The organism is Brenneria izadpanahii (assembly GCF_017569925.1).
In the GTDB taxonomy this organism is placed as follows: domain Bacteria; phylum Pseudomonadota; class Gammaproteobacteria; order Enterobacterales; family Enterobacteriaceae; genus Brenneria; species Brenneria izadpanahii.
In genome coordinates this window covers 909,515-935,311 of record NZ_CP050854.1, presented here as the reverse complement: position 1 = coordinate 935,311, position 25,797 = coordinate 909,515, and the positions used below count along the sequence as shown (strand labels likewise).

Annotated in this window: 22 protein-coding genes; 10 read left to right on the top strand and 12 right to left on the bottom strand. The window is 56.7% G+C overall.

Annotation, left to right across the window (positions count from 1 at the left end; genetic code table 11):
- Window positions 1–164: 164 nt before the first annotated feature.
- Window positions 165–440 (bottom strand): hypothetical protein, encoded by a 276-nt coding sequence (locus HC231_RS04110; RefSeq protein WP_208229847.1) that lies wholly within the window; start codon window positions 438–440, stop codon window positions 165–167.
- Here HC231_RS04110 and HC231_RS04105 point away from each other — a divergent pair.
- Window positions 439–1,500 (top strand): YopJ family acetyltransferase, encoded by a 1,062-nt coding sequence (locus HC231_RS04105; RefSeq protein WP_208229846.1) that lies wholly within the window; start codon window positions 439–441, stop codon window positions 1,498–1,500. The genes HC231_RS04110 and HC231_RS04105 overlap by 2 nt on opposite strands.
- A 58-nt stretch (window positions 1,501–1,558) precedes the next feature.
- Here the strand turns inward: HC231_RS04105 and HC231_RS04100 are convergent, their stop codons facing one another.
- A complete protein-coding gene (locus HC231_RS04100) occupies window positions 1,559–2,554 on the bottom strand; it encodes a type IV pilus twitching motility protein PilT (protein ID WP_208229845.1) in 996 nt (331 codons plus the stop codon).
- 20 nt (window positions 2,555–2,574) lie between these two features.
- On the opposite strand from HC231_RS04100, the gene HC231_RS04095 reads away from it, so the two are divergent.
- The 7 genes from HC231_RS04095 (at window position 2,575) to HC231_RS04065 (ending at window position 7,215) form a co-directional block, all read left to right on the top strand.
- Entirely contained in the window at window positions 2,575–3,288 is a 714-nt protein-coding gene (locus tag HC231_RS04095; protein WP_208229844.1) for a YggS family pyridoxal phosphate-dependent enzyme, read from the top strand.
- A gap of 68 nt (window positions 3,289–3,356) precedes the next feature.
- On the top strand, window positions 3,357–4,178 hold the full coding sequence (gene proC / locus HC231_RS04090; protein WP_208229843.1) for a pyrroline-5-carboxylate reductase: 822 nt from the start codon (window positions 3,357–3,359) through the stop codon (window positions 4,176–4,178).
- A 47-nt stretch (window positions 4,179–4,225) separates the two neighbouring features.
- Complete coding sequence (locus tag HC231_RS04085) at window positions 4,226–4,780, top strand: YggT family protein (protein ID WP_208229842.1); 555 nt, start codon at window positions 4,226–4,228, stop codon at window positions 4,778–4,780.
- Window positions 4,777–5,067, top strand: a complete 291-nt coding sequence (gene yggU, locus HC231_RS04080; RefSeq protein ID WP_208229841.1) for a DUF167 family protein YggU — start codon at window positions 4,777–4,779, stop codon at window positions 5,065–5,067. The genes HC231_RS04085 and yggU overlap by 4 nt, the downstream gene beginning before the upstream one ends.
- Window positions 5,068–5,083: 16 nt before the next feature.
- On the top strand, window positions 5,084–5,677 hold the full coding sequence (gene rdgB / locus HC231_RS04075) for an RdgB/HAM1 family non-canonical purine NTP pyrophosphatase (protein WP_208229840.1): 594 nt from the start codon (window positions 5,084–5,086) through the stop codon (window positions 5,675–5,677).
- Window positions 5,670–6,806 (top strand): radical SAM family heme chaperone HemW, encoded by a 1,137-nt coding sequence (hemW, locus tag HC231_RS04070; protein WP_208229839.1) that lies wholly within the window; start codon window positions 5,670–5,672, stop codon window positions 6,804–6,806. Before rdgB ends, hemW begins: the two co-directional genes overlap by 8 nt.
- Before the next feature lie 280 nt (window positions 6,807–7,086).
- Window positions 7,087–7,215: an entericidin A/B family lipoprotein gene (locus tag HC231_RS04065; RefSeq protein WP_208231213.1), complete on the top strand. Its 129-nt coding sequence runs from the start codon at window positions 7,087–7,089 to the stop codon at window positions 7,213–7,215.
- 81 nt (window positions 7,216–7,296) lie between these two features.
- Here HC231_RS04065 and HC231_RS23830 read toward each other — a convergent pair whose 3' ends face one another.
- Entirely contained in the window at window positions 7,297–7,575 is a 279-nt protein-coding gene (locus HC231_RS23830; RefSeq protein ID WP_246494680.1) for a hypothetical protein, read from the bottom strand.
- 252 nt (window positions 7,576–7,827) lie between these two features.
- On the opposite strand from HC231_RS23830, the gene HC231_RS04055 reads away from it, so the two are divergent.
- The gene (locus tag HC231_RS04055; RefSeq protein WP_208229838.1) at window positions 7,828–9,777 is read left to right on the top strand and encodes a glycoside hydrolase family 3 protein; all 1,950 of its coding nucleotides are present in this window, start codon (window positions 7,828–7,830) and stop codon (window positions 9,775–9,777) included.
- A 27-nt stretch (window positions 9,778–9,804) separates the two neighbouring features.
- Here the strand turns inward: HC231_RS04055 and HC231_RS04050 are convergent, their stop codons facing one another.
- The 4 genes from HC231_RS04050 to HC231_RS04035 all read right to left on the bottom strand — a co-directional run bounded on the left by HC231_RS04050 (window position 9,805) and on the right by HC231_RS04035 (window position 15,657).
- The gene (locus HC231_RS04050; RefSeq protein WP_208229837.1) at window positions 9,805–10,260 is read right to left on the bottom strand and encodes a GNAT family N-acetyltransferase; all 456 of its coding nucleotides are present in this window, start codon (window positions 10,258–10,260) and stop codon (window positions 9,805–9,807) included.
- Between the two features lie 264 nt (window positions 10,261–10,524).
- A complete protein-coding gene (gene lplT / locus HC231_RS04045; protein ID WP_208229836.1) occupies window positions 10,525–11,736 on the bottom strand; it encodes a lysophospholipid transporter LplT in 1,212 nt (403 codons plus the stop codon).
- On the bottom strand, window positions 11,733–13,889 hold the full coding sequence (gene aas / locus HC231_RS04040; protein ID WP_208229835.1) for a bifunctional acyl-ACP--phospholipid O-acyltransferase/long-chain-fatty-acid--ACP ligase: 2,157 nt from the start codon (window positions 13,887–13,889) through the stop codon (window positions 11,733–11,735). The genes lplT and aas overlap by 4 nt, the downstream gene beginning before the upstream one ends.
- Before the next feature lie 235 nt (window positions 13,890–14,124).
- Window positions 14,125–15,657, bottom strand: coding sequence for an MFS transporter (locus HC231_RS04035; RefSeq protein ID WP_208229834.1), 1,533 nt, complete (start codon window positions 15,655–15,657; stop codon window positions 14,125–14,127).
- A 120-nt stretch (window positions 15,658–15,777) separates the two neighbouring features.
- Here HC231_RS04035 and HC231_RS04030 point away from each other — a divergent pair, with 120 nt between their 5' ends.
- A complete protein-coding gene (locus tag HC231_RS04030) occupies window positions 15,778–16,659 on the top strand; it encodes a LysR family transcriptional regulator (RefSeq protein ID WP_208229833.1) in 882 nt (293 codons plus the stop codon).
- Between the two features lie 363 nt (window positions 16,660–17,022).
- On the opposite strand, the gene HC231_RS04025 is transcribed toward HC231_RS04030, so the two are convergent.
- The 5 genes from HC231_RS04025 to lysA all read right to left on the bottom strand — a co-directional run bounded on the left by HC231_RS04025 (window position 17,023) and on the right by lysA (window position 25,770).
- Window positions 17,023–18,420: a glycoside hydrolase family 1 protein gene (locus HC231_RS04025; RefSeq protein WP_208229832.1), complete on the bottom strand. Its 1,398-nt coding sequence runs from the start codon at window positions 18,418–18,420 to the stop codon at window positions 17,023–17,025.
- A gap of 73 nt (window positions 18,421–18,493) precedes the next feature.
- Window positions 18,494–19,966: a glycoside hydrolase family 1 protein gene (locus HC231_RS04020; RefSeq protein WP_208229831.1), complete on the bottom strand. Its 1,473-nt coding sequence runs from the start codon at window positions 19,964–19,966 to the stop codon at window positions 18,494–18,496.
- 10 nt (window positions 19,967–19,976) lie between these two features.
- Window positions 19,977–21,896 carry a beta-glucoside-specific PTS transporter subunit IIABC gene (locus HC231_RS04015; RefSeq protein ID WP_208229830.1) on the bottom strand — a complete coding sequence of 640 codons (1,920 nt, stop codon included), beginning with the start codon at window positions 21,894–21,896 and terminating at the stop codon, window positions 19,977–19,979.
- 112 nt (window positions 21,897–22,008) lie between these two features.
- Window positions 22,009–22,854: a BglG family transcription antiterminator LicT gene (gene licT / locus HC231_RS04010; protein ID WP_208229829.1), complete on the bottom strand. Its 846-nt coding sequence runs from the start codon at window positions 22,852–22,854 to the stop codon at window positions 22,009–22,011.
- 1,653 nt (window positions 22,855–24,507) lie between these two features.
- Window positions 24,508–25,770, bottom strand: a complete 1,263-nt coding sequence (gene lysA / locus HC231_RS04005) for a diaminopimelate decarboxylase (RefSeq protein ID WP_208229828.1) — start codon at window positions 25,768–25,770, stop codon at window positions 24,508–24,510.
- Window positions 25,771–25,797 lie beyond the last annotated feature (27 nt).

Below are 25,797 nucleotides of genomic sequence, written 5' to 3'. Positions count from 1 at the left end.
CATCTCTGCTGGAACCTCATCGTTATATCTCCCTGATAAAACGCCGCCGGCACCCGCGAACGAGCTCAACCGAAGCGCAATCCCAGCCAGGTGAACGGCATCACCGCATGAAACCCCTGATGCCGGAACCGGCGGTAAAATTAAAAAAACGTCATCTCACAAAATCAGTCCAACAACTCAACAACTGCGAAATTGAGTAAGCAACATGGGTGCCATGTTTTTTTATTTATCTTTTTCAGTTGGTTATAAAAATGACGGCAAAAGGCCTTGTGCGGCAATGGTGCATTAGATGCGCCAAAATTGATCATCGCGCCCCAGATAGGTACAACAATGCCGCTAATTGAAAAATGACATCGCATCGCGCTTAAAACGTTGCGGGAACCGATCGCGAAGACCAACACACAGAAAGTATCCGTCTTAATACGCTGAACCATTACCATGCGAATTCCCTTTATCACCTCTTTTACCGCTTCTCATCCATCGCACTCCGGCTCGCTGAACGCCGCCTCATCTTCCGCCACTTCCGCCGCCGAATCGTCGGGCGGGCCGCAAGAATCCTCCTCTTCGCAGCCGGCACGCGCGGTTTATCCTTACATGAGCGCCCGCAAAGAAGCGTCCGCCGGCCTGGGCGCGCGGTTTAGCCACCTCGGCCTCGCTCTCCGTTCATCTGAAGGCTATAACCCGCGGCAGGTAACAAAGCAGTTGAACAACTATCTGAATAAACTGGCGAGTCACGCTAGTGATGCAATTCAGCCGAATGTCAGAACGGAAGAAAGCGCCCTGCAAAAATATCTCATCATGGCGCAAAACGATAAACATCATCTACAGATCGGCCTGTTGAGTATTTCTGCGACCAATGGCGACGAACTGAAAAATGCGCTGCGTATGATGGACAACGACACCAAATGGCGTGCGGTGATGAACATTGCGGATGATGATGAACCTAATGAAACGCCGCATAGCGTGGCGGTGGAAGCGGAGAAGAAAAATAATAAGATCTCGCTGGTGGTGGTGGACGCCTATGCCTCTGCGTTTACGGACTCTGACATTGCGGAACATATCACCGACCATGACGCCGCGTTAACGGTGTTATTCACCTCGGTTCAAAAATCGCCTTCCGGCTGCAAAATTTTTTCTCTGCATGATGTGAAAGCAATGGCGTCGAGTGAAGAGGCGATGAATCAATTTCACCAGCGCAACTATGCCAAAATTGACGATGGCGATTATGACAAAAGCAATAGGGATACGTTTGTGACGCGAAAATTTAAACACGAACTGCCAGCCGACTTCTATCGGCTGACGACGTCGCAGAGCGTGTTCAATTCGTTGCCGGAACCGATAAAAAATACCTTACGCCATGATTTCAATAAAAACCTCAATACGCGCGTTGCCTACGAAAACCATGGGATTCCTCAGGCCGTAACCTACAATACGGCTATCGAAGATCAGCGTATGGCCTTCGCCAGAGATACGTTGCAGTGGCTGGGCAGCCGACGCTGAAGCCGCGGAGATCCAAACGATCCAGAAGCGCGCCGCCATCAAGACAACGTGGAAAGCGTCAAGACAGCACCCCCTCCCGAATACGTTGCTGACGGCTCTGTTCAAACGTCTGCATGCCGGCCTGAGCGCCGCTCTGGATCAGACTGGGCAACTGGTGGCTTTTCCCTTCCCGGATCAGATTACTGACCGCGGAGGTCGCCGTCAGCACTTCAAACAGAGCCACCCTGCCCCCTTGCGCCATCGGCAGCAGTTGTTGCGCAATCACCGCCTGTAAACACGCGGCCAATTGGCTGCGGACGAACGTTTTTTCATCACCGGGAAACGCATCCACCAGCCGATCCACCGCCTGCGCCGCACTGCGGGTATGTAGAGTGGACAGCACCAAATGTCCGGTTTCCGCCGCCGTTAACGCCAGGCGGATCGTTTCGGTATCGCGCAGTTCCCCCAGCAAAATCACGTCGGGATCTTCGCGCAGCGCGGCGCGCAGGGCGTCGGCAAACGATATGCTGTCCCGGCCGATTTCACGCTGCTGGATCAGGCACTGCCGGCTGTTATGGATAAACTCGATCGGATCTTCCAGCGTGATCACATGCCGGCGGCTGCTCTGATTCAGCGCCGAAATCATCGCCGCCAACGTGGTCGATTTCCCGCTGCCGGTGGCGCCGGTCAGTAAAATCAGGCCATCGGGCTTCTCAAGCAGCTCGGACAGGATCGGCGGCGCGCGCAGCGTGGTTAACGAAGGGTGGGTTGACGGTATGACGCGCAGCGCGGCGGAGAATCCCAGCCGCTGGCGGAACAGATTCGCCCGCAGGCGCTGTCCTTCCGCCAGCATCAGAGCGCAATCCAACTGCCCCGATTGCCGCAGTTGCCGTAGCTGGGGGGCGTCAAGCCAAGCGGAACACCATTGTTCCAGTTGCTCGGCGCGCAAACGTGGTAAGGTATTTTCCGCGCGTAGCTGACCATCAACGCGCAACACCGGCGGATGTCCGCTACACAGGTGCAGATCCGAGGCATTATGCTTTACACTAAGCGACACCCATTCATCCACATTCATCGATAATCTCCTGAATTACTATGACGACTATCCAGCAGAACCTACAGGACATCAGGCGGCAAATCGCCGCCGCCGCACAGCACTGCGCACGAACACCAGAAGAAATTAAGCTGCTTGCAGTCAGCAAAACCAAACCTGTGACCGCTATCGAAGAAGCCATCGCCGCCGGGCAGCGCGCCTTTGGCGAAAACTATGTGCAGGAGGGCGTGGACAAAATCCATTACTTTCGGGAAAACAAACCGGAAATAGATTTGGAATGGCACTTTATCGGTCCGCTACAGTCGAATAAAAGCCGGCTGGTGGCCGAAAATTTCGACTGGTTCCATACGGTGGATCGTCTGCGCATCGCCCAGCGATTGAGCGAACAGCGCCCGGCGTCATTACCGCCGCTGAACGTGTTATTGCAAATCAATATCAGCAACGAGCCGAGCAAATCCGGCATTAAGGTTGAAGAATTATCCGCGTTGGCGGCCGACGTGGCGGCATTGCCGAATCTGCGTCTGCGCGGATTAATGGCCATTCCGGCCCCGGAAACAGACTACCAGCGTCAGCTAGCCGTTTTCCGGCAAATGGATGATCTGTTTCAACAATTGGCATTACACTATCCTCATATCGACACTTTATCGATGGGTATGACTGATGATATGCGCGCCGCCATCGTCGCGGGCAGTACGCTGGTGCGGATCGGCACCGCCATTTTCGGCGCGCGGGACTATTCGGCATCGAAGAAATAATCCGCTGCCGCGGCATCGCCAGCCACATCGACAACGATTAACAGAACAAGAAATCAGTGAGAGCTTAGATGCAACAACGTAAAATAGCGTTTATTGGCGCAGGCAATATGGCGCAGGCCATTATCGCTGGATTAATTGATAAAGGTTATCCCGCCCGGAATATCAGCGTGTGCGCGCCATCCGGCACCCGCCGCGACGCGCTGGCGGCCCAATATGGCGTGACCAGCAGCGCGGATAACGTACAAAGCGCCAGAGACGCCGATGTGATTGTGCTGGCGGTGAAACCGCAGATGATGGCGAGCGTTTGCGACCCTTTGCGCCAACAGGTGGATTTCACCGGTAAGCTGGTGCTGTCTATCGCCGCCGGCGTCAATATCGCCCGTTTTCAGGCGCTGTTGGGAGAGGCGTTGAATATCGTGCGGATTATGCCCAATACCCCTTCTCTGGTGGGAAAAGGGATGAGCGGACTGTATGCCCCCGCCGCCGTCGGCGCCGCCGATCGCGAGTTTACCGCCGAGTTGATGAAAAGCGTGGGTAAAGTATGCTGGGTGGAAAACGAGCAGGATATCAACGGCGTGATCGCCGCCGCCGGCAGCGCGCCCGCGTATTTCTTCCTGTTTATGGAGGCGATGCAGCAGGAGGCCATCCGCCAGGGATTCGATCCCGAAACCGCGCGTCTGCTGGTGCAGCAGTCCGCATCCGGCGCGGCGGCGCTGGTGGAAGCCAGCCCGGATACTCCGCTGTCGACCCTGCGCGAAAATGTGACGTCTAAAGGCGGCACCACCGCCGAGGCATTACGGGTATTCAACGAACGCCAACTGACGCAAACCGTGTCAGAAGCCATGCAGGCCGCCGTTGAGCGCGCGAAGGAAATGGAAAAGCTGTTCTGATTGAAAACGTTCATCATCATCCCATTTATTAAGGAACCGACGTACCTATGCTTACCCTGACTTTTCTGGTCAAAACACTGATCGACCTCTACGTAATAGTTCTACTGTTGCGCATCTGGATGCAGTGGTCACGCAGTGATTTTTATAACCCCCTCTCGCAGTTCGTGGTCAAAATCACTCAGCCGATTGTCGGGCCGCTGCGCCGGATCCTTCCTTCACTGGGGCCGATTGACAGCGCTTCCTTATTACTGGCGTTTATTCTGACCACCATCAAATATCCGCTGCTGCTGCTGATTCAGGTCGGCGCGCTGTCGCTCAGCCCGATGAACCTGCTGGTCGGCCTGCTCTCCCTGCTTAAGTCCGCCGGTTATCTGATCTTCTGGATCGTGATTATTCGCTCGCTGATGAGTTGGATAAGCCAGGGCCGCAGCCCGATCGAATATCTGCTGCACCAGTTGACGGAGCCGTTTATGGCGCCGATTCGCCGGATTATTCCGGTGATGGGCGGCATCGACTTTTCCGCTATGGCGGTGATCCTGATCCTGTATCTGTTCAATTATCTGGGTATGGATCTGTTTCCGGGCCTGTGGTTCCTGCTATGAGCGCCGTCACACGACAAGATGACGACCTGGTGATTCGGCTGTATATTCAGCCGAAAGCCAGCCGCGACCAGATTGTCGGGCTGCACGGCGACGAACTGAAAGTCGCCGTGACCGCACCGCCGGTCGACGGCCAGGCCAACGCCCATCTGACTAAATTCCTCGCCAAACAATTCCGGGTCGCCAAGAGTCTGGTCATCATCGAAAAAGGCGAACTCGGCCGGCATAAACAGATTAAAATCGTCAATCCGCAACACATCCCGGCGGAAGTCGCGGAACTCATTGAATAAACACGCAGGAAAACATATGCAAAAAGTGGTTTTGGCTACCGGCAACCCCGGTAAAGTGCGCGAACTCGCCAGTCTGCTGGCGGATTTTGGTCTGGATATCGTAGCGCAAACCGAGCTAGGGGTGGATTCCGCGGAAGAAACGGGCCTGACCTTTATTGAGAATGCGCTTCTGAAGGCGCGTCATGCCTCCCGCATCACCGGTCTGCCGGCAATCGCCGATGACTCCGGTCTGGCGGTGGATGCGTTGGACGGCGCGCCGGGGATCTACTCGGCGCGCTACGCCGGTACTGACGCCAGCGACCAGCAAAATCTGGACAAACTGTTGCTCGCGCTGCAAGACGTCCCTGATGAACAGCGCGGCGCCAGCTTCCACTGCGTGCTGGTTTATCTGCGCCATGCCGAAGACCCCACCCCGCTGGTGTGTCACGGCAGCTGGAGCGGTACGCTGGCGCGGGAACCTGCCGGCGACGGCGGTTTTGGCTACGATCCGATCTTTATTGTGCCGGAGTTGGGAAAAACCGCGGCGCAACTGACGCGCGAAGAAAAACACGCGCGCTCCCACCGCGGCCAGGCGCTGCGTTTACTGCTGGATGCCCTGCGTAATGCTTAAGCTGCCGCCGCTCAGCCTGTACATTCATATTCCCTGGTGCGTGCAAAAATGCCCGTACTGCGATTTCAACTCCCATGCGTTGAAAGGCGATGTTCCGCATCAGGAATATGTCGGCCACCTGCTGGCGGATCTGGATGCCGATCTGCCGCTGGCGGGCGATCGGCCGTTGCATTCGATATTCATCGGCGGCGGCACGCCCAGCCTGCTGAGCGCCGAGGCGATGCAATCGCTGCTGGATGGCGTGCGGGCGCGTTTACCGTTAACGCCGGACGCCGAAATCACCATGGAAGCCAATCCCGGCACGGTAGAAGCCGATCGCTTCAGCGGCTATCAGCGCGCAGGCATCAATCGCATTTCGATTGGCGTGCAAAGTTTTAACCCGCAAAAACTGGCGCGGCTGGGGCGCATTCACGGCCCGCAAGAAGCCAAACGCGCCGCGCATCTGGCCGCAGGTTTGGGATTACGCAGCTTTAACCTTGATCTGATGCACGGTCTGCCCGACCAATCGCTGGACGAGGCGCTGGACGATCTGCGCCAGGCGATCGCCCTCAACCCGCCGCACCTGTCGTGGTATCAGCTCACCATCGAACCCAATACGCTGTTTGGCTCCCGCCCGCCCAAGCTGCCGGACGACGATGCGCTATGGGATATCTATGAGCAGGGCCACCGGCTGCTGAACGCGGCGGGCTACCGGCAATATGAAACCTCGGCCTACGCCAAACCGGGCTACCAGTGTCAACACAATCTGAACTACTGGCGCTTTGGCGATTATCTGGGGATCGGCTGCGGCGCGCACGGCAAGCTGACCTTCAGCGACGGGCGCATTCTGCGCACGGTGAAAACCCGCCACCCGCGCGGCTATATGCGGGGCGATTATCTGGATAAACGGCATGACGTCGTCAACGAGGATCGTCCCTTCGAGTTCTTTATGAACCGTTTTCGCCTGCTGGAAGCCGCCCCGCGAGCCGATTTCACCGCCTACACCGGGCTGAATGAAAGCGTGATCCGCCCGCAGTTGGATCGGGCGTTGGCGCAGGGTTATCTGCATGAAACCGACGACCACTGGCAAATTACCGAACACGGCAAGCTGTTCCTGAATTCGCTGCTGGAACTGTTTCTGACGGATTAACTCGCGGGGAGCCGCAGGAATGGAATCGCGATGAGTTTCTGCAAAAAGTCCGGGATAAAATGCGGGCGGAACAACAAAAGAATTAAGCTGACGCCGCAAGACGCGGTGCGCAATATTGAATGGATATAGCAAAACCGGGGGCGATGAAAGCGCCGCCGGGTCACGCGCCGACTCCGGTGAGAACATTTTGATAAATGTCAGCGTTTTCAGCTTCCTGAGATTGAATTTTCGCGTACGGTTATGACAAAGTGTACGCATGTTGAATCTGCTGGTGACGACGATGAAATTAATGAAATTACTCATAGCATCACTGCTAATGGCAGCGGTATTGAGCGGTTGCAACACCGCGCGCGGTTTTGGTCAGGATGTGGAAAAACTGGGCAGTAAAATTTCCAGTTCAGCCAGTTAACGGCATATTGAGCGCCAGACAGAAGCCCCCGGAAGACGACGCTCTCCGGGGGCTTTTTTAACCTCCCGGCATTTCCGCTAATTATACCGTTCTCATGTCGTCATCCTCTTGCTCTTGCGCCGACTCATCCTCCAGCGCAGCGTTGTCGGGCGACGCCTCCGACAAAGTGATTTGCTGCGCCGCCAGTTCGCGGAACTGCTTCCGACTGACGCCGGTATGCTTATGAAAAAAACGGGTAAAGTAGGCTTCATCGTTAAACCCCCAGCGACGCCGCCAGCTGTTTGATGGTTTGCGCGGTATACGTCGCGCCTCCTGAACCACCCGCATATTGAGCGCGGGGCGGATCGTGAATGCGTTCACGGTTTTCCTTTGCCGGATTGCTATAGTCACTCAGGCCGTCCGCACCGGACGGCGTCAGGATTGTAACTGTTTATACCCAGTAGATTTCCAGTCGCAGGGTTTATTCAGGCAAAACCTAAACCTCTCGATGTATTGCTCCCCGGCGGGGAACGATGCGTCGCGGCGTTTAGGTTTTTTTTTGGGCGGATCGCCGCAATCGGCGTTTTTTTCTGCCGAAAATTTTTTATCGCTTATCAGACAAAGGATGGGTATATGAAGAAAACGATGCTGTCGTTAGGGATGCTATGCTGCGCCGTACCGGCCGCGATGGCGCAACCGGCGCTAACCTGGCGCGAAGGAAAAATCATCGAGCGGGATGGGCTGCAATTCCGCGATCTGAACCGCGACGGCGAGCTATCGCCCTATGAGGACTGGCGTCTGCCGGCGCAAGAGCGGGCGCGGGATCTGCTGTCCCGCATGACCCTGCCGGAAAAGGCCGGCATGATGATGCACGCTTCCGCCCCCTCCGCCGGAGATCCCATCGGCCGCGGCGCCGCCTACGATCTGGACGCCAACCGCCGGTTGGTGGCGGAGAAACAGGTGAACAGCCTCATTACCCGTCTGAACGAGGCCGCGCCCGCGGAGTTCGCCCGGCAGAATAATTTGTTGCAGGAGATCGCCGAAGCCTCCCGCCTGGGGATCCCGCTGACCATCAGCGTCGATCCGCGCAATACCTATACATACGCCATAGACGCCGCGCCGTCGCCCGCCGGTTTTTCCCAGTGGCCGGCCCCGCCGGGGATGGCCGCCATCGGCAGCGAGGAGCTGATCCGGCATTACGCCGACCGCATCCGCCAGGAGTACCGCTCCGTCGGCATCACCCAGGCGCTGTCGCCGGTGGCGGATCTGGCTACGGAGCCGCGCTGGTCGCGCATCGACGGCACCTTTGGCGACGATAAGGAACGGGTAAGAAAAATGGTGCGGGGCTACGTCGCCGGGATGCAGAACGGAACCGAGGGGTTGAATAGCGCCAGCGTCGGCGCGGTGGTGAAGCACTGGGTAGGATACGGCGCATCGGACAAGGGATTTGACGGCCACCACTACTACGGCAGATTCGCGCCGTTTAAAGATGCGCAGGCGCTGGAGCAGCATATTTATCCTTTCACCGGCGCGTTCGAATCCGGTGTCGCCGGCGTGATGCCGACCTATCCCATCCTGAAGGACGCGGTTTATAAAGGCACCGCCATCGAACAGGTGGGGGCCGGCTTCAACAAATTCCTGCTACAGAACGTGCTGCGCGGCGAATACGGTTTTCGCGGGGTGATCGTCAGCGATTGGCTGATCACCGCCGACTGCGCCGGCACCTGCGTAACGGGCTATCCGCCCGGTGAAAAACCCGGCGTGGACATCGGCATCCCCTGGGGCGTGGAGCGCCTGTCGGTGGCGGAGCGCTTCATTAAGGCCGTCGAGGCCGGTGTGGATCAATTCGGCGGCGTGGACGACTCGTCGATCATCGTGCAGGCCGTGCGCGAGGGCAAGCTGAAGGAGGCGCGCATTGACCAATCGGTGCTGCGCATCCTGGAACAGAAATTCCTGTTAGGCCAGTTCGAGGCGCCGTTTGTCGATCCGCAACAGGCGGAGCGGGTGCTGAACGATGGGGAGGCGAAGAGGCAGGCGGATCGGGCGCAGTACGACTCGCTGGTGCTGTTGAAAAAACGGGATGGCGTACTGCCGCTGAAGCCAGGCGCCAAGGTCTATGTTTGGGGGATGAGCCGCAAAGCGGCGCAGGACGCCGGTCTGACGGTCGTCGATCGCCCGGAACAGGCGGAGGTGGCGCTGGTGCGCGTCAACGCCCCTTATGAACAGCCGCATAAGAACTTTTTCTTCGGCGCCATGTACCACGAGGGCGCGCTGGACTTCAAGCCGAACGATCCGCAGTACCGGGCGATCCTCGCCGCGGCCCGTCGCGTGCCTACGGTGGTGACCGTCTATCTTGACCGTCCGGCGATCCTGACCGCGATTGAGGATAAGGCCGCCGTGCTGCTGGGGAATTTCGGCGTCCGCGACGAGGTGCTGCTGCGCTCGCTGCTGGACGACAGGGTCTATACCGCCCGGCTGCCGTTCGAGCTGCCCTCATCAATGGAGGCGGTGGAGCAACAGCGCGGCGATGTGCCCCACGATTCGCCGGCGCCGCTCTATTTTTCGGGATTCGGACTGCGATAAGACTCGGCCATAAAACAACACGCGAACCTAAACGGTATTGCGCATATCAATATGCGGGATACCGTCTTCGTCATATACATCGCCGGTGGCGACGAAACCGAAACCGGCGTAAAAATCCTGCAAGTGCGCCTGCGCGGAGAGATAAAGCGGCTTGTGCGGCCAGTGGCGGGCGCAGGCCATCAGCGCATGCTCCAACAGCTGATGTCCCAGATGCATCCCCCTGACGTCAGGCGCGACGATTACCCGGCCGATGGTGACGGCATCCTTGGCCGGAGAAGGCGCCAGCAGCCGCGCATAAGCCGCCAGCCTGCCGTTATGATAGGCCGTAATATGATGGTTGCCGTCGGCCAGATCCCGGCCGTCGAGATCCTGATAAGGACAGTTTTGCTCAACGATAAATACCTTGTTGCGTAACGCCAGAATGTCATGCAGCGAATAAACATTCAGGTCATCGACCCGCCAGTCATGCCATATCAGATTCATACCCGCCTCTATCCCGCCGTCATTTCAATACATTCGCTTATCCTAACGGCTTAGGCCGTCAGATTGCTGACAAAGTTCGAAGCCTCGCCATTAATTCACCCCGCCCTGCCCCTTTGTCGGGAGGAGGCGCTCGCGCATTAAAATCGCCGGATTTGCTCCCTCCCCTGGCAAGGGGAGGGTTGGGGTGAGGTTAGAACCGGGAGGCTTGTCATCAAAGTCGCGGCTTATGCCGTTCGCTTAAGCAACGCGCCGCGGCATGCGTGTTTATAAACGCGCCCGGCGGTTGGCGAAAATCAGCCATAGCCACAATAGTCCGATGGCGAACGCGAATAATGCGCCGAAGCCAATACCGATAGCGATAACCGATACGCCGAGTTTCACCACCAGCGAATAGAGCCCCAGCATCAGCAGCATCGCCGCGTTCTCCCCCAGATTCTGCACGGCGATGGCATTGCCCGCGCCGACGCTCTCCTTGCCCCGATCCTGCAACAGCGCATTCAGCGGCACGATGAAAAAACCGCCCAGCGCGCCAAGCAAAACCAGCAGCGCATAGGCGCCGATCAGATTGTGCTGAAGGGTAAAAATCACCACCGCCACGCCGATCAGCACGCCGGCGGGCAAACAGCGCCGCACGTTTTTCAGCGTCACCAGTTTGGCGGCGGCGCCGGCGCCCAACACGATCCCCACCGCCACCATCGCATTGAGCAACGTCGGGGTGGCGTTATCGGTTATGCCCAGCGCCAGCGGCACCCACAGCACCAGCAGAAAGCGCAGCGTTACCCCGGCTCCCCAGAACATACTGGTGCCGAGCAGCGAAAAGCGGGTTTCGCCATCGCGCCATAGCACCCGGCAGGACGAAAAGAAACTGCGCGTCATGCGGGCCGGTCTCCAGGACTGACCGGGACGCGCCGCCTTCAAGCGGGGGATCAGCATGTTCGATCCCAGCGCGATGCCGTAGGCCACCGCGCAGATGGCCAGCGCCGCGTTCAGGTTCCAGTCCGCCAGCACGCCCCCCGCCACCGATCCGGTGAGGATCGCGGCAATGGTCGAGGCCTCCATCAGACCGTTGGCTTTCACCAACTGGCCGCCGTGGGTGATCTCCCCCAGAATGCCGTATTTGGCCGGCGAATAGGCCGCCGCCCCCACGCCCACCAGCGTATAACCCAGAAACGGATTACCGCCGATAAAGATAACCAGCGCCCCCAGTAACTTCAGGCCGTTGGCAAACATCATCACCCGGCCTTTGGCGTAACTATCCGCCACCTGGCCGACAAACGGCGCCAGAATGATGTAAGCGGCCACGAAGCCCATTTGCAGAAACGGCTGGCTCCAGTCGGGATAGACCAACACTTTGATCAGCGCCAGCGTGGCGAATAACAGCGCGTTGTCGCCAAACGCGGAAAAAAACTGCGCGATGATGACGGCGTTCATGCCGCGCGACAGCAGCCGCGTTTCAGGTTGTGGCGTCTGATTCATTCTACCTGCTCCGGTTGTTCGGCCATCTCGCGCAGCGTGACAAAATCGGGTTTGCCGCTGCCGAGTAACGGTAATGCTTTCACATAGCGGATATCGCGCGGCACCGCCAGTTCAGGCACGCCGCTGCTGCGCGCCTGAGCGGACAGGCGATCGCGGGTTAACTGGCTATCGGTGGTAAACAGCACCAGCGCTTCCCCTTTACTGCTGTCGCTCCTGGCGCTGGCGGCGTGCTGCGCCTGCGGCGACACGCTTAGCGCCAGTTGTTCGACGCTCTCCAGCGACACCATCTCGCCGGCCAGTTTGGCGAAGCGTTTTACCCGGCCGATGATGGTACAGAAGCCTTTTTCATCCAGTTCGACAATATCGCCGGTATCGTACCAGCCGGCCTGTAGCTCGCCCTGCTCATTTTCCGCCGCCGGCGTTTCCAGCACGCCGGGACGCTCAACGCGCAGATAGCCTTTCATGATATTCGGCCCGCGCAGTTGCAAACGTCCGCCGCGCTCAATGCCCGGCACCGTCATCAGCCGCGATTCCATCTCCGGCAGCAATTGTCCGACGGTATGGATTTTCGCCGCCATCGGCACGTTAATCGCCACCACCGGCGCGCACTCCGTGACGCCATAGCCTTCCAAAATGCGAATGCCGAATTTGTCCTGCCAGATTTGACGCGTGCCCTCCGACAGTTTTTCCGCTCCGGCCACCACGTAGCGCAGGCGGGCGAAGTCATACGGATGGGCAAAGCGCGCGTAGTGCCCCAGAAAAGTGGAGGTGCCGAACAGCACGGTGCAGTTCTGGTCGTACACCAGCTCCGGTACGATGCGGTAATGCAGCGGACTGGGATACAGGAACACCCGTGCGCCGGTCATCAGCGGCGTCAGCAACCCCACGGTCAAACCAAAGGCATGAAACAGCGGCAGCGCCGACATGAAACGGTCGCGCGGCGTGAAATCCGCCACGGTACGGATTTGTTCAACGTTCGCCAGCAGACTGTCATGGGAATGCACCACGCCTTTCGGACTCCCTTCGGAACCGGAAGTAAACAGAATCATCGCCGCGTCGTCAGGCCGCTGCGCCAGCATGGCCTGGGCGGGGAACAGCAGATGAAACAGGATCCACAGCTTATCGGCCAGCGTGACGGTATCTTTCAAATCTTCCAGATAGACCCAGTTGGCATCGCTGACCTGCTTCGGCAACTCGGTCAGCTTGCCCTTTTCCAGAAACTGGCGGGACGTCACAATGGTTCTAATCGCGGCGGCTTTCATGGCGCTTTGCAACCCTTTCGCCCCGGCGGTGTAGTTCAGCATCGCCGGCACCCGGTTACGCAATGACGCCCCCAAGATCGCCGCCGCCGTAATCGTGGCGTTCGGCAATAGCATGCCGACGTGCTCCCCCTCGCAGGTAAAGCGCTGCAAGATGCGCGATACGCCCAGCGACTTTTTCAGTAATCCCTGATAGCTGTCCTCTTTAAACGAAATATCCGAAATAGAGCCGGAACGGCGACCGTAGCGGGTCTGCGCGGCCAGAAAGGCCTGATACAGCGTGTGTTGCGGGCGGCTCGCCATACGGGCGTGCATCATGATCTGATGCAGATGCTCTCCCGCCAGAATGCGGCGCTCCCTGGCGCTGTTGGCTTCCGGCATCGGCAGCGTGGCGGGCGGCAGATATTTTATGGTGATCTGCGGAAACCAGCGGCGCTTAAAGACGCCGGCCAGACGCCCGAACGGGGTGAATTCCGCGCCGTCCAGCCGCACGGGAATAATGGTCGCGCCGGATTTCGCCGCTACAAACGCGGCGCCGCTATAGATTTTCATCAGCGAACCGGTCACGGTGATACGGCCTTCCGGGAACACCACCACCGGGCGGCCGCTCTCAATCACCTTGATCAATCCCTTGATGGCAAGCGGTTTGGTCGGGTCCAACGGCACAAAATCAATGTAGGGCTTCAGCCAGCGCATAAACCAGCGATCGGTAATCGTGGAATAAACCGCAAATACCGGTTTGATCGGTAGAAACAGCGCCAGCAGCGCGCCGTCCAGAAAGGATACGTGGTTAGGGGTAATCAGCAGTTTAGACTGCTGAAAATTACGACCGTCGCCTTCAATCCGTATGCGGTACAGTCGCCTGAGCACCCAACGCAACAGGGTATAAATCATGCTTTCTCCTAATAGCCCGATGAATATCTGCGTTCAAAATACTATAGGGGTCTGCTTATCGCCAGAATAACCGAATATGGCGTCCGATATCGTAACTTATTAGGATAGTTCGTATTTTCCAGCGCCGGAATGGAATTATGAAAGAACGGAGCCTGATGCGACAGATAGCGACACGCAGGCGTGCGGCAGGCCGGAGAAACCGGTTTGCCGCAGCAGGACGGGGTTTCTGGACTGGCTAGGGCGACGGATCCTTTTGACATGACGCCGAGGTCTCTGGACGGGGTTCACGCCCGCGTAGCGAGAAAAACACCACCAGCGCGGACAGCAGCGTGATCGCCATCAGACATAACAGCAAGGGATGCAGGGCGGCGGCGTAAAGTTGCTGAAGCTGCGCCGTACCGGCCTGCGGCAACAGGCGCTGCGTCTGTAGCATGTCGCCCGTCGCCAGACGCTGCGCCGCCTGGCTGATATCGCCGCTGACGAAACGTGCCGCCAGCGCCGTATGGGTAAAGGAAGCCAGGATCGCGCCCACCATCGCCAGCGCAATCCCTTCCCCCGCCACGCGAGTGGTGCTGAAAATCCCGGTCGCCATACCGGCCCGCGATGTCGGCACCACGCTGACCGATAGCCCGTCCATCAATCCCCACGGCAGTCCGGTGCCTATGCCGATAACCAGCATCGGCGCAATCATTCCCGGCACGTTCCACGCCTTCACCGCCAGGCTCAGCCAGCCAAGCCCTAGCGCCGCGATCGCCAGCCCGGCGGTACACAGGGTTCCGGGCGATACCCAGCGCGTTAGCCAGGCGGCCAGCAAGGGGACAATCAGCATCGGCAGCGATAACGCCATCATCATTAGCCCGGCGCGCGCTTCGCTCAATCCGGCGACGCCGATAAACAGCATCGGCAACAGCACCAGCAACACCACAAAACAAAAGCCCGTCGCCAGCGGCAGCGCCTGCACGCCGATAAAACGCGAAAAGCGGAACAGCGAGAGATCCAGCATCGGATGGGCCACGCGCCGTTCCACCTGGATAAACACGCCCAGTAATAAGGCGGATCCCGCCAGCAGCGACAGCACCATCACGCTCCGCAACCCCTGTTGGGGGATCGCCATCAGCGCCCAGGTTAGCAGCGCCAGCATCGCGGTAAACGAGAGGGTTCCCGGCCAGTCGATCCCCGACGCCTGCGGGTTGCGCGTTTCCCGCATTTTCGCGGCGCCGGTCAGCAGAGAAAGCGCGGCAATCAGCGTGGCGGTGAAGAATACCGCGCGCCAGCCAAAATGGGCGATCAAAACGCCGGCAAGCAAGGGGCCGAACGCCAGTCCGATGCCAAAGCTGCCACCGAGCAGACTAAAAGCGCGGGTTCGCGCATGGCCCTCGAACTCCTGCGCCAGCGCCGCGGATCCGCCGGCCAGAGCGGCGGCGGCGGCAACGCCCTGAGCCGCACGCAGGAGGTCGATCCACAACAGACTGTTGCTGAAAGCCTGCAATAAAGACAGCAGGGCGAACAGCGCCACGCCGCTGATAAACACCCTTTTTCTGCCGAATTCATCGGCCAGCGTACCGGCGGCCATCAGGAAGCAGCCAAAGCTGAGCATAAAGGCATTGGTGATCCAGCTTAGCGCCTGTGCGCTGCCGCCTAGCTCATGAGCGATAGCCGGCGTGGCGACGGCGCCGCTGACGAAGTTGATTGGCAGGATCAGACCGGCCAGACACACGGTTATCAGGACGCGAAGACTGCCCGCCGGATAAGTGGATGAAGGTTGCATAGGCTTTTCCCTGAATAAATAACATGAGCTAAAAATGATAAAATGTCGGCAATATGGCGGAAACAGGCTTAATGTCCGATGATTAAGGACTAAAACGCTCTAATAGACAGAGAAAGAACCATGGATAATCTCAATGGATTACTGGCGTTTGTGCGAGCGGCCCAAAGCCACAGCTTTGCCGCTGCGGCCGAACGAATGGGCATTTCCGCCTCGGCGGTCGGCAAAAGCGTGGCGCGGCTGGAGGAAAAGCTCAACGTACGTTTGTTCAATCGCAGCACCCGGCGCATCAGCCTGACCGACGAGGGCCAGTTGTTCTTCGAACGCTGTCAGCACATTGTGGCGCAGGTGGAGGAAGCCGAGCAGGAACTGGTGCGAATATCCGCCGTGCCGCGCGGTAAATTACGCATCACCGCGCCGGCGATTGGCTATCGTATGCTGCTGCCGCACCTGCCGGAATTCCGGCGGCGTTACCCCGGCGTAGAGCTGGATTTTGATTTCAGCGACCGCATGGTCGATGTGATTGACGAAGGCTTTGATATTGCGATCCGCAGCGGCGAACTGGTCAGTTCACAACTGATGTCGCGCCGTCTTGGACCGTTTCGCTTTGCGATTGTCGGCAGTCCGGCGTATTTCGCCCTCAACCCGCGGCCGCATACCCCGGCGGACTTGCAGCATCATGCCTGCCTGCGTTACCGCTTTCCCTCGAACGGCCAGTGGCAGGAATGGGATATCCGCAGCGATGCGCCGATAGCGCTGCCGCTGGCGCTCAGCAGCAATAATCTGGAGTCATTGTTGCAGGCTACGCTGCAAGGGCTGGGGATTGCCTATGTGCCGGAATTTATCGTGCGCCGCTATCTGGACGCCGGCCAACTGGTATCCGTACTGTCTTCTTACCTGAAAGAAGGCGGCAAGTTTTCCGTCGTGTGGCCGAGCAGCCGCCATATGTTGCCGAAAGTACGGGTATTTATTGATTTTCTGACGGAAAAACAGGTTCTGGGGTAAGGGGGTTTATCCGCGCTGGCGGGATTGACCGTTACCCGGCGTAAAAAATTATGCTGAGGAGATAGCAGGCTTAGGATGAGCCGCACGGACGCGGCGAAAGCTTGCGCCACGTCGGGAACGTGTCGCAAGCGGTCCGTTAAGCCTGATACCGACGAAGGCACCGCGCAGCGGCATAATTTAGCCGGAAGCCGGGGTTCATAGGGGGCCGGCGTTTGGGCCCCCTATGTCGGGCGCGTGCTACGAGGTGGCATGAAAATGGCAGTCTTCTGGCGCACGAAACTGTCTCTACACCCACATAAACAATTGTGACTAAAAGACAGATCTGAGCGGGGATGACGTCCTTTCAATGTCTGACGCCAGGCGTCAAAGCAACTTACCGTTAGAGGCGATGACTTGCTTATACCAGTCAAAGCTCTTTTTCTTCGAACGCGCCAGCGTGCCGTTGCCGTCGTTGTCTTTATCGACATAGATAAAGCCGTAACGTTTCTTCATCTCCCCGGTGCCGGCGCTGACGATATCGATCGGCCCCCACCAGGTGTAGCCCATAATATCGCAGCCATCGGCAATCGCCTCCGCCACTTCCTGAAGATGCCGGCGGCCGTAGCTGATGCGCTCGTCATCCTCAATAGTGCCGTCCGCCGCCGGAGTATCCGCGCCGCCGTAGCCGTTTTCCACGATAAACAGCGGCTTCTGATAACGATCCGCCAGCTCATTGCACACCAGCCGTAGCCCTTTGGCGTCGATCGGCCAGCCCCACGCGGTTTTCTCCAGATAGGGATTTTCCAGCCCGGTGATGCCGCCGGTATCCGACAGCACCAGTTCGCCCGCTTTGTGCGTAGCGCTGCGATAGTAGCTGAAACCCAGATAGTCGGACGGATAGGCCGCCAGCAGTTCCAGATCGCCCGGCTCCATCGTCAGTTGAATATCATAGTCGCGCCACATACGCTGGCTGTACGCCGGATAGCCCCCGCGCATCATCACGTCGGCGTAAAACAGCGAGCGGCGGCGCAGTTGATAGGTTTCGAATACATCATCCGGATGACAGCGATAAGGATAAACGGTGCTCAGCGACAGCATGCAGCCAATCTTCGCGTCAGGAATGATCTCGTGGCATAGCTTATTGGCGATGGCGTTAGCCACGAACATATGATGGTTGGCCTGATAAACCGCCTGCAATAACCGATCCTGCGTCGGCCGTACCGCGCCGGTGGCGAACGACATGCGGTTCATATTGTTCAGTTCGTTGAAGGTCATCCAGTATTTCACCTTATGCCGGTAGCGGCGGAATACTGTTTCGCAGTAGCGGCTGAAAAACGCCACCAGCTTGCGGCTTTCCCAGCCGCCGTAGCGCGTCGCCAGCGCCAGCGGCGTTTCATAGTGCGACAGCGTGATCACCGGCTGGATGCCGTATTTCAGCAGTTCGTCGAACAGGTCGTCGTAGAAGCGGAGACCCGCTTCATTCGGCTCGGCCTCATCCCCCTGCGGGAAGATGCGCGACCAGGCGATCGAGGTGCGAAAACACTTGAAACCCATTTCGGCGAACAGCGCCACATCCTGCTTGTAGCGATGATAAAAATCGATCGCCTGATGGCTGGCGTAGTACAGGTTCGGATCGATCGCTTCATCCGCTTGTCCGGCGATTACGCCGCCGCGCACCACATCGGCGATGGACGGCCCCTTGCCGTCTTCATTCCATGCTCCCTCGGCCTGATTGGCCGCTATCGCCCCACCCCACAAAAAATCATGCGGAAAACTTGCCATACGAATACCTCATCATCACATTCAGCATTGAGGCGGCGGGCAGGTGTTGTCAGCCCGCCGCGCGCCTATTTTTTCAATCCGCCAGTTGTTCGCCGTTGGAGGCGATAACCCGCTGATACCAGTGAAAACTCTTCTTGCGCGAACGGCGCTGGGTGCCGTTGCCGTCATCATCCTGATCGACATAGATAAAGCCGTAGCGCTTCGAAATCTGCGCCGTTCCCGCGCTGACCACGTCAATCGGCCCCCACCAGGTGTAGCCGAACAGTTTGACGCCATCGCCCAGCGCCTCTTTCATCTGTTCAATGTGCTGGCGCAGGTAGTCAATGCGGTAATCGTCGTCGATGCTGCCGTCGGGATTGACGGTATCGACGGCGCCCAGCCCGTTCTCCGCGATAAACAGCGGCTTCTGATAACGGTCGTAGAGCTGATTCAGCGCCAGACGCAGCCCTTTCGGGTCGATCTGCCAGCCCCACTGGCTGCTGGGCAGATAGGGATTGCGGATGCCGCCGGTGATTAAGTTGCCGGTGACGCCCTCCAGCGCTTCCGGGCGCGCGCTGACGGTGCTGGACATGTAGTAGCTGAATGACACGAAATCGACCGGATACTGGCGCAGGATCTCGTCATCGCCCTGCTCTTTGTTCAGCGTCACGCCCTTTTCCGCCAGCATGCGATCGGTATAGGCCGGGTAGTAGCCGCGCGCCTGCACGTCGCTGAAAAACAGCGATACCCGCTGCTGCTCTTCACAGGCTTGCAGATCGTCCGGGTGACAGGTGTGGGGATACAGCATCTGATAGCTGATCATGCAGCCCACCTGGGAGCCGGGAATAATCCGGTGACAGGCTTTGGTGGCCAGCGCGCTGGCGACGAACTGGTGGTGCGCGCCCTGATATTTGTCCTGCTCCAGATGGGGATGGTCCTCCTCAATCACGCCCACGCTGACATAAGGGTGATGCTTCACGCAGTTGATCTCGTTAAACGTCATCCAGTATTTCACCTTATGCCGATAACGTTCGAATACCGTGGCGGCGAAGCGCACGTAGAAATCCACCAGCTTACGGTTCGGCCAGCCGCCGTATTCCGTCACCAGGCACAGCGGCATTTCATAGTGAGACAGGGAGACGATCGGCTGAATGTTGTGCGCCAGCAAGGTATCCAGCACATCGTCATAAAACGCCAGCCCCGCCTCGTTCGGCTCGGTTTCATCGCCGCGCGGAAAGATGCGCGTCCAGGCGATCGACATGCGGAAACACTTGAAGCCCATTTCGGCGAACAGCGCGATGTCCTCTTTATAGCGGTGATAAAAGTCGATGCCTTTGCGCTTGGGATAATATTTCGCGCTATTGGGATCCTGCGCCTCCGCCACCTGGCGGCGGGTCATGAATAACCACTGATCGAGCCAGCGTTCTTTGGGCGTTCTGCTGTCAAAGGTGTAGACATCGGAAACGGAAAGCCCCTTGCCGCCTACATTCCAGGCGCCTTCCAATTGGTTGGCCGCCGTTGCTCCGCCCCAGAGAAAATCATCAGGAAATTGCTTTGAAAAGGTCATGTTGTCGCCCTTATGCCGCTGCGGCGGTCAGTTTCAGAAATGCTTCGCGTGAATGGACGTCGCCCTCGACCAGCGAGCTGACCTCGCCATAACATTCGGTGTTGGTGACGACCACAATCACGCTGGGATCGATGCCCTCCTCCAGCAGCGCCGGCAGATCGAAACTCACCAGCGGATCGCCCACTTCCACCATCTGCCCCGGCTGAATATGGCGGGTGAAGTGCCGCCCGCCGAGTTTTACGGTATCAATGCCGATGTGAATCAGTATTTCCGCGCCGGTATCGCTTTTCAGCGCCAGGGCGTGACCGGTTTCAAACACCGATTCCACCCGCCCGTTAACCGGCGATACCAGTTCGCCGTTGGCGGGATAAACCGCGATGCCCTTGCCGAACATCTCGTCGGCGAAGATCGGATCGCTTAAGTGATCGAGGGACACCATTCGCCCGTCTATCGGCGCAAAGAGCCGTTCTTCGCGCTGGCTGAGCAGCAAAGGTTTTACGCTGCCGACGGTTTGCCCCGCCAGCACCGGTTTGCCGGCCAATACCGTTGGCGCTTCAGCGCTTGCCGGCAGATCCGGCTCCGACTGCTCGGCCGGATCTTCAAACCCCAGCAGACAGGTGGCGATCGCCGCGGTGGTAAAGGAGATAGCCAGGCTCGCCAGCGCATACAGGAAAGTGGGGCCGACCAGCGCGGGCAATCCCGGCAGGCCGCTCAATGCATAGGCATAGGTTTTCACCCCGAAGAACATGGCGAAAGCGCCGCCGCAGGCGCCGCCGATTAACGCGGCGGCGAACGGCCGTTTGAAGCGGATATTGATGCCGTACATGGCGGGTTCGGTGATCCCCATCGCCGCCGTGAGACTGGTGGATAACGCCAGGGATTTCACCTTTTTGTTCCGCGAGCGCAGGAACACGCCGAACGCCGCCCCGGCCTGCCCCAGATTGGCGACATAAAAGATGATTTTTAACGGATCGAATCCCATCTTGCTGATGTTATTAATCACGATAGGGATCAGCACATAGTGCATACCGGTGATAATAATCAGGGAAAGCGTGCCGCCCAGAATCAACCCGGCCAGCAGTCCCATGTTTTCCACCAGCCAAACTACCCCGGTCGACAGATAGTTACCGGCAAAGATCCCCAGAGGTCCAATCGCTATCAGCATAATCGGCGCGACGATCAGCAGCGTAAACAGCGGGACAAACATCGTCTTGAGCATGCCCGGCATAACTCGGTCGATGGCGCGCTCAACGTATGACATCAGCCACACCGCCAGCAGAATCGGGATCACCGACGACGAATAGGACACCGGCGACACCGGCAGCCCGATAAATGCAACCGGACCGCCCTGCTGGAACAGTTTCAGCAGCGTAGGGTGAAACAACGTGGCGGCCAGCGCTACCGCCACATACGGATTACAACCCAGTTTATTGGCCGCGCTGAATGCCAGCACCAGCGGAATGAAAAAGAACACGCCGTCGCTGATGGCGGAGAGGATCAAATAGGTTTGATTGGTCGGCGATACCCACTGCAACGCGATAAACAGCGACAGCACCCCTTTTAGAATCCCGGCGCCGGCAATCGCCGGAATAATCGGTGAAAAGATGCTGGATAGCGACTCCAGCATGGTGGAAATCAGATTACGTTTTTCCCCTTGCTGCGGATTATCCGTTTTCTGAGACAATGCGGGATAGCGTTGAATAATAGCGCGATAAACATCCGCGACCTCATTGCCAATAATCACCTGAAACTGATCGCCGGCAATATTAACGCCGATAACCCCGTCAAGCTGTTGCAGCGCGGCTTTATCGGCCTGAGCCATATCCCGTAACTGAAAACGTAAGCGGGTAATACAATGGAAAACGTGCTGAATATTTTTTTCTCCGCCCACTAATTCAGCGATCCGTTTTGCCGAGTCCTGATAATTCATGGTTATTCCTCTTTCCAGAAAGAAATCGCAAGATTTCATCAACAACCGCACGGTAGTATTTACCGCGGCGCTTTGTTTCCTCTGGGGTTTGCCTGATTTAACAGTAACAAGCCTATTTGGAATGGTGTAAACTATGGATCATATTATCAATATGTATGGTCAGATAGAGTTTCTCCGAATTGCTCATGTTGTGTTGATAATTTTTATTGATAAAAGCGCTGATATACTCAACGCAGCCTAATGTTTTTTGATAACGCTGTTGCACCATATTAAATAAATCGCCATCATCATTTTCCAGCGTTGCGCCGTCAATCACCCGCTGGGCAAAAAATTTAACATGGGTAATAAAACGCTGATAATTAGAACCGGATTCATCCAGCGAAACACGGAAATAATATTTAACGATATTCTGTACCTGATAAATCAGCTGGGTAATCTGTTTTATATTACCGATATTGTCATTCAATTCAGCATTGACGATATGCAGCGCAATACTGCACGCTTCGGACTCCGGCAATACCACTTGAAGCTGTTCAAACACCAGTTCCAACGCTTTTTCAGCTACCGCGTACTCGTCTTTATAAAAATGGCGAACTTCCCACTGCAGCGGATTCTGGATTGTGACGCCGTTCTGTTGACACTGCAGCGCGAAGTTAAGATGGTCGGCCAAAGTGACATAGATGCCCTCGCTAAGTTTTTGTTGCAACTGGGCTTTCGCCATCTCGACGATGTCGTCGGTGATCTGTAATACTTCCAGCGATACCTGATCGACCAGATCCTTAAAACGCGCGGAAATGGCGTTGTCCTGTAAACGAAATATTTTCTCAATGCGTGATTCGTCCACCTGCTGGCCGCTTTTTGAATTAAAGCCCAGCCCGCAACCGGTTAAGATCAGCTCCTGCCCCTGCTCGTCCAAAACGCTGACGACATTATTATTCAGGATCTGCCTTATCTTCATCACCCTTGTCCCCTTAAATAAAAAACGGGCAAAACTAAAATACAGACCTAACGGGTATGTAATACAGTCATGTAATACATACGTTGAGTATCCGCACTTAAGTTTTGCCCGCCGAACGGTAACAAGCCTTATGCATAGGAAGAAATTAGCACCGGCTATTTAAACGGTCAATTAGGCGCTAAGGGAATAAACGAGTTTCTTTTCTATTTGTGATGCAAGTAATGTTTGGTTAAAAATTAAACAACGGCGAAATCCGTAAACTCCCCGGCGAATCAATACCCAAAGCGAAGAAAGTGAAGTGACGAGCCAGACGGCCCGTAAAATAAAAAAAGAGGCAAAAAAAAACCTACGCATCCGCGTAGGTTGGTGTAATCAAATGCTTCAATGTACAGAGCACATTGATATATCACCAATCAATACCTCTGGGACTTGATACTCTAAAGATGCCGGACGAAAGAAACCAGCCCCTAATCGAAAGAGTTCTGCTCTAAATGAAACCAACTGTAAATATCTTCGGCGCCATGTAATAAAGCGGCGCTAATGATATGCATTACAGCTTTTGATGATATAACCGTGTCGAAAATGCCGGATATTTTAGGCCGCCGCCGATATAGCTTTCTCTTGTTCTTCGCCGTCATCGCCACACGCGCATAACGCAACTACGGCAAGAAGATTAGCGTGGCATTCTTCATCCGCAAACAAGACTTATCATAAAAAATAGTTAATTGTTTAGATAATTACATAATATTTTTTCACCAGTATGATAGCCCGCATTTTATTGGCTTCAATGGATATGAAAAGGAATCGAATAATGGGTAGGCCTATAATTAATAGCCTTGATTATGAAATAAACTCACACTTACGCTGTCATTTCAAACTAGAAAAAACTACGGTTTCACTTTCTGTATTGCACTTCACCACATGGTAACAGTTAATTAAATTTTATGATTCCCAAGTTACTTTCGCCAGCGAGGCAGACGCACTCAAAGCCGCACGAATACTCAATCGTACGGCAACCCTCGCCGGTCGGAGTTTAACCTTGACCACCGGCGGCCAATTGGATATCAACATGCAGGTTCAGGGCGGGAATATCTCGGCCTAGTCAATAAGAGAGACGCACATCTGCAACGGTAAAAAATGGCGATAACCGCGCATTTCTGAGACAAGATCGGGCTAAAAGAGTGATATCCGGTTTAAAATTAGATGGATAGCGTAAGGAAAGGGAATTATGATCAATTGTTTACTCGATCTCGACCAGATTTCAACCGACAGGAAGAAGCTTTATCTACAATGCCCAGGCATCGGCGCTTTTGAGGTTTTCAGTGGCGACATGCCGTTTACCAACCGCGCGGAATGTTCATTCATAGACCACTCAGCTATTCCCAACGGCCGATAGCATTCTTATGTCCATTGATCGGATGTGCCGGGGATTATCCATTCAATGCACTGGCAGTGATTACGACTTCGCGTTGCTGATAACGGCACTGACCGTTAATAGTGTTGTGGCGCTGGTATTCGTTGTCATCATTGAGAAGATTGTTCATGCCATACGGAAAACATCGTGAAAGATGTTCATCCTTGCGCCTTTTTCGGGGTGATCATCACTGCGGCAAACAGGTGAACGTTAGGGTGCGCCGGTTTGCCGCGCTATGGTTAAACCTGTTCCAGCGCCAACAGCTCTTCCAGGGTCTGGCGGCGGCGGATCAAACGCGGTTGCCCCTGCTCAAACAGTACTTCCGGCAACAGCGGACGGCTATTGTAGTTGGATGACATGGAAGCGCCGTAAGCGCCGGTATCGTGGAACACCAGATAATCGCCCACTTGCGCTTGCGGCAGCGCGATCGTTTCAACGCCGCCCCCCGCCTGCTGGGTGAAAACATCGCCCGATTCGCACAACGGCCCGGCGATTACGCTGTCGCGCAGCGGCGCATGACGGATATCGCGGTTGTCGCCCGGCAGCAGCGAAATATGGTGATAGCTGCCGTACATCGCCGGACGCATCAGATCGTTAAAACCGGCATCCACCAGCACAAAGTGACGGCTGCCCATATCCTTCACCGCCCGCACTTCGGCCACCAGCACACCCGACTCGGCCACCAGAAAACGGCCGGGCTCGATTTCCAGCGTGACCAGATGCCCAAGATGGGCCGCAATTCTTTCCCGCGCCTGATTCCACAAACCATAGTAGTGTTCGGTATCGATCGCCTCTTCGCCGTCGCGGTAAGGAATAGACAGGCCGCCGCCGGCGGAAATCGCCTCGATATCGTGGCCCAGCGCAATCGCCTGCCGCACCATCGCCTCACAGACCTGAGCCAGATGGTCGTAATCCACCCCGGAACCGATATGCATATGAATGCCCACCAGCTTCAACTGATAACGTTGAATTTGCGCCAACGCCTGCGGCAAATCGCCATACCAGATGCCGTGCTTGCTGTTCTCGCCGCCGGTATTGGTTTTCTGGCTGTGGCCGTGGCCAAAGCCGGGATTCACGCGCAGCCACACCGGATGTCCCGGAGACTGTTTTCCAAGCTGCTCCAGCATATCCACCGATCCGGCGTTAACCGGGATATTAAGCTCCGTTACCCGCTGTAGCGTCGGGCGATCCAACAGATCGGCGGTAAAGACGATCTGATGCTCGTCGGTTCCCGGCTCGAACCCCGCCGCCAGCGCCCGCTCGATTTCCCCCAGCGACACGGAATCCACTTTGACCCCCTGTTGACGCATCAGGCGCAGAATATGCGTATTGGAGCAGGATTTCTGCGCAAAACGGATGGTATCGAACCGGCGCAGTTTGGCGATGTTATCAATAATGGTTTGCGCATCATAAGCCCAGACCGGGCAGCCGAAACGAGCGGGTAACTCGCGCAGATTTTGCGCATTCAGCGCATGAGAGGCGTCATTCAGATCGTGTGGCATCGTGTTTCCTTCGGGAATAACGCTGTT

Bases quoted from the DNA above. Each gene is read 5' to 3' on its own strand.
- HC231_RS04020 (WP_208229831.1), bottom strand. From the start codon at position 19,966: ATGACCTTTTCAAAGCAATTTCCTGATGATTTTCTCTGGGGCGGAGCA.
- HC231_RS04110 (WP_208229847.1), bottom strand. From the start codon at position 440: ATGGTAATGGTTCAGCGTATTAAGACGGATACTTTCTGTGTGTTGGTC.
- HC231_RS04025 (WP_208229832.1), bottom strand. From the start codon at position 18,420: ATGGCAAGTTTTCCGCATGATTTTTTGTGGGGTGGGGCGATAGCGGCC.
- yggU (WP_208229841.1), top strand. From the start codon at position 4,777: ATGAGCGCCGTCACACGACAAGATGACGACCTGGTGATTCGGCTGTAT.
- HC231_RS04050 (WP_208229837.1), bottom strand. From the start codon at position 10,260: ATGAATCTGATATGGCATGACTGGCGGGTCGATGACCTGAATGTTTAT.
- HC231_RS04035 (WP_208229834.1), bottom strand. From the start codon at position 15,657: ATGCAACCTTCATCCACTTATCCGGCGGGCAGTCTTCGCGTCCTGATA.
- HC231_RS04095 (WP_208229844.1), top strand. From the start codon at position 2,575: ATGACGACTATCCAGCAGAACCTACAGGACATCAGGCGGCAAATCGCC.
- aas (WP_208229835.1), bottom strand. From the start codon at position 13,889: ATGATTTATACCCTGTTGCGTTGGGTGCTCAGGCGACTGTACCGCATA.
- HC231_RS04085 (WP_208229842.1), top strand. From the start codon at position 4,226: ATGCTTACCCTGACTTTTCTGGTCAAAACACTGATCGACCTCTACGTA.
- rdgB (WP_208229840.1), top strand. From the start codon at position 5,084: ATGCAAAAAGTGGTTTTGGCTACCGGCAACCCCGGTAAAGTGCGCGAA.
- licT (WP_208229829.1), bottom strand. From the start codon at position 22,854: ATGAAGATAAGGCAGATCCTGAATAATAATGTCGTCAGCGTTTTGGAC.
- HC231_RS04015 (WP_208229830.1), bottom strand. From the start codon at position 21,896: ATGAATTATCAGGACTCGGCAAAACGGATCGCTGAATTAGTGGGCGGA.
- HC231_RS04030 (WP_208229833.1), top strand. From the start codon at position 15,778: ATGGATAATCTCAATGGATTACTGGCGTTTGTGCGAGCGGCCCAAAGC.
- lplT (WP_208229836.1), bottom strand. From the start codon at position 11,736: ATGAATCAGACGCCACAACCTGAAACGCGGCTGCTGTCGCGCGGCATG.
- HC231_RS04055 (WP_208229838.1), top strand. From the start codon at position 7,828: ATGAAGAAAACGATGCTGTCGTTAGGGATGCTATGCTGCGCCGTACCG.
- HC231_RS04105 (WP_208229846.1), top strand. From the start codon at position 439: ATGCGAATTCCCTTTATCACCTCTTTTACCGCTTCTCATCCATCGCAC.
- proC (WP_208229843.1), top strand. From the start codon at position 3,357: ATGCAACAACGTAAAATAGCGTTTATTGGCGCAGGCAATATGGCGCAG.
- lysA (WP_208229828.1), bottom strand. From the start codon at position 25,770: ATGCCACACGATCTGAATGACGCCTCTCATGCGCTGAATGCGCAAAAT.
- HC231_RS04065 (WP_208231213.1), top strand. From the start codon at position 7,087: ATGAAATTAATGAAATTACTCATAGCATCACTGCTAATGGCAGCGGTA.
- HC231_RS04100 (WP_208229845.1), bottom strand. From the start codon at position 2,554: ATGAATGTGGATGAATGGGTGTCGCTTAGTGTAAAGCATAATGCCTCG.
- hemW (WP_208229839.1), top strand. From the start codon at position 5,670: ATGCTTAAGCTGCCGCCGCTCAGCCTGTACATTCATATTCCCTGGTGC.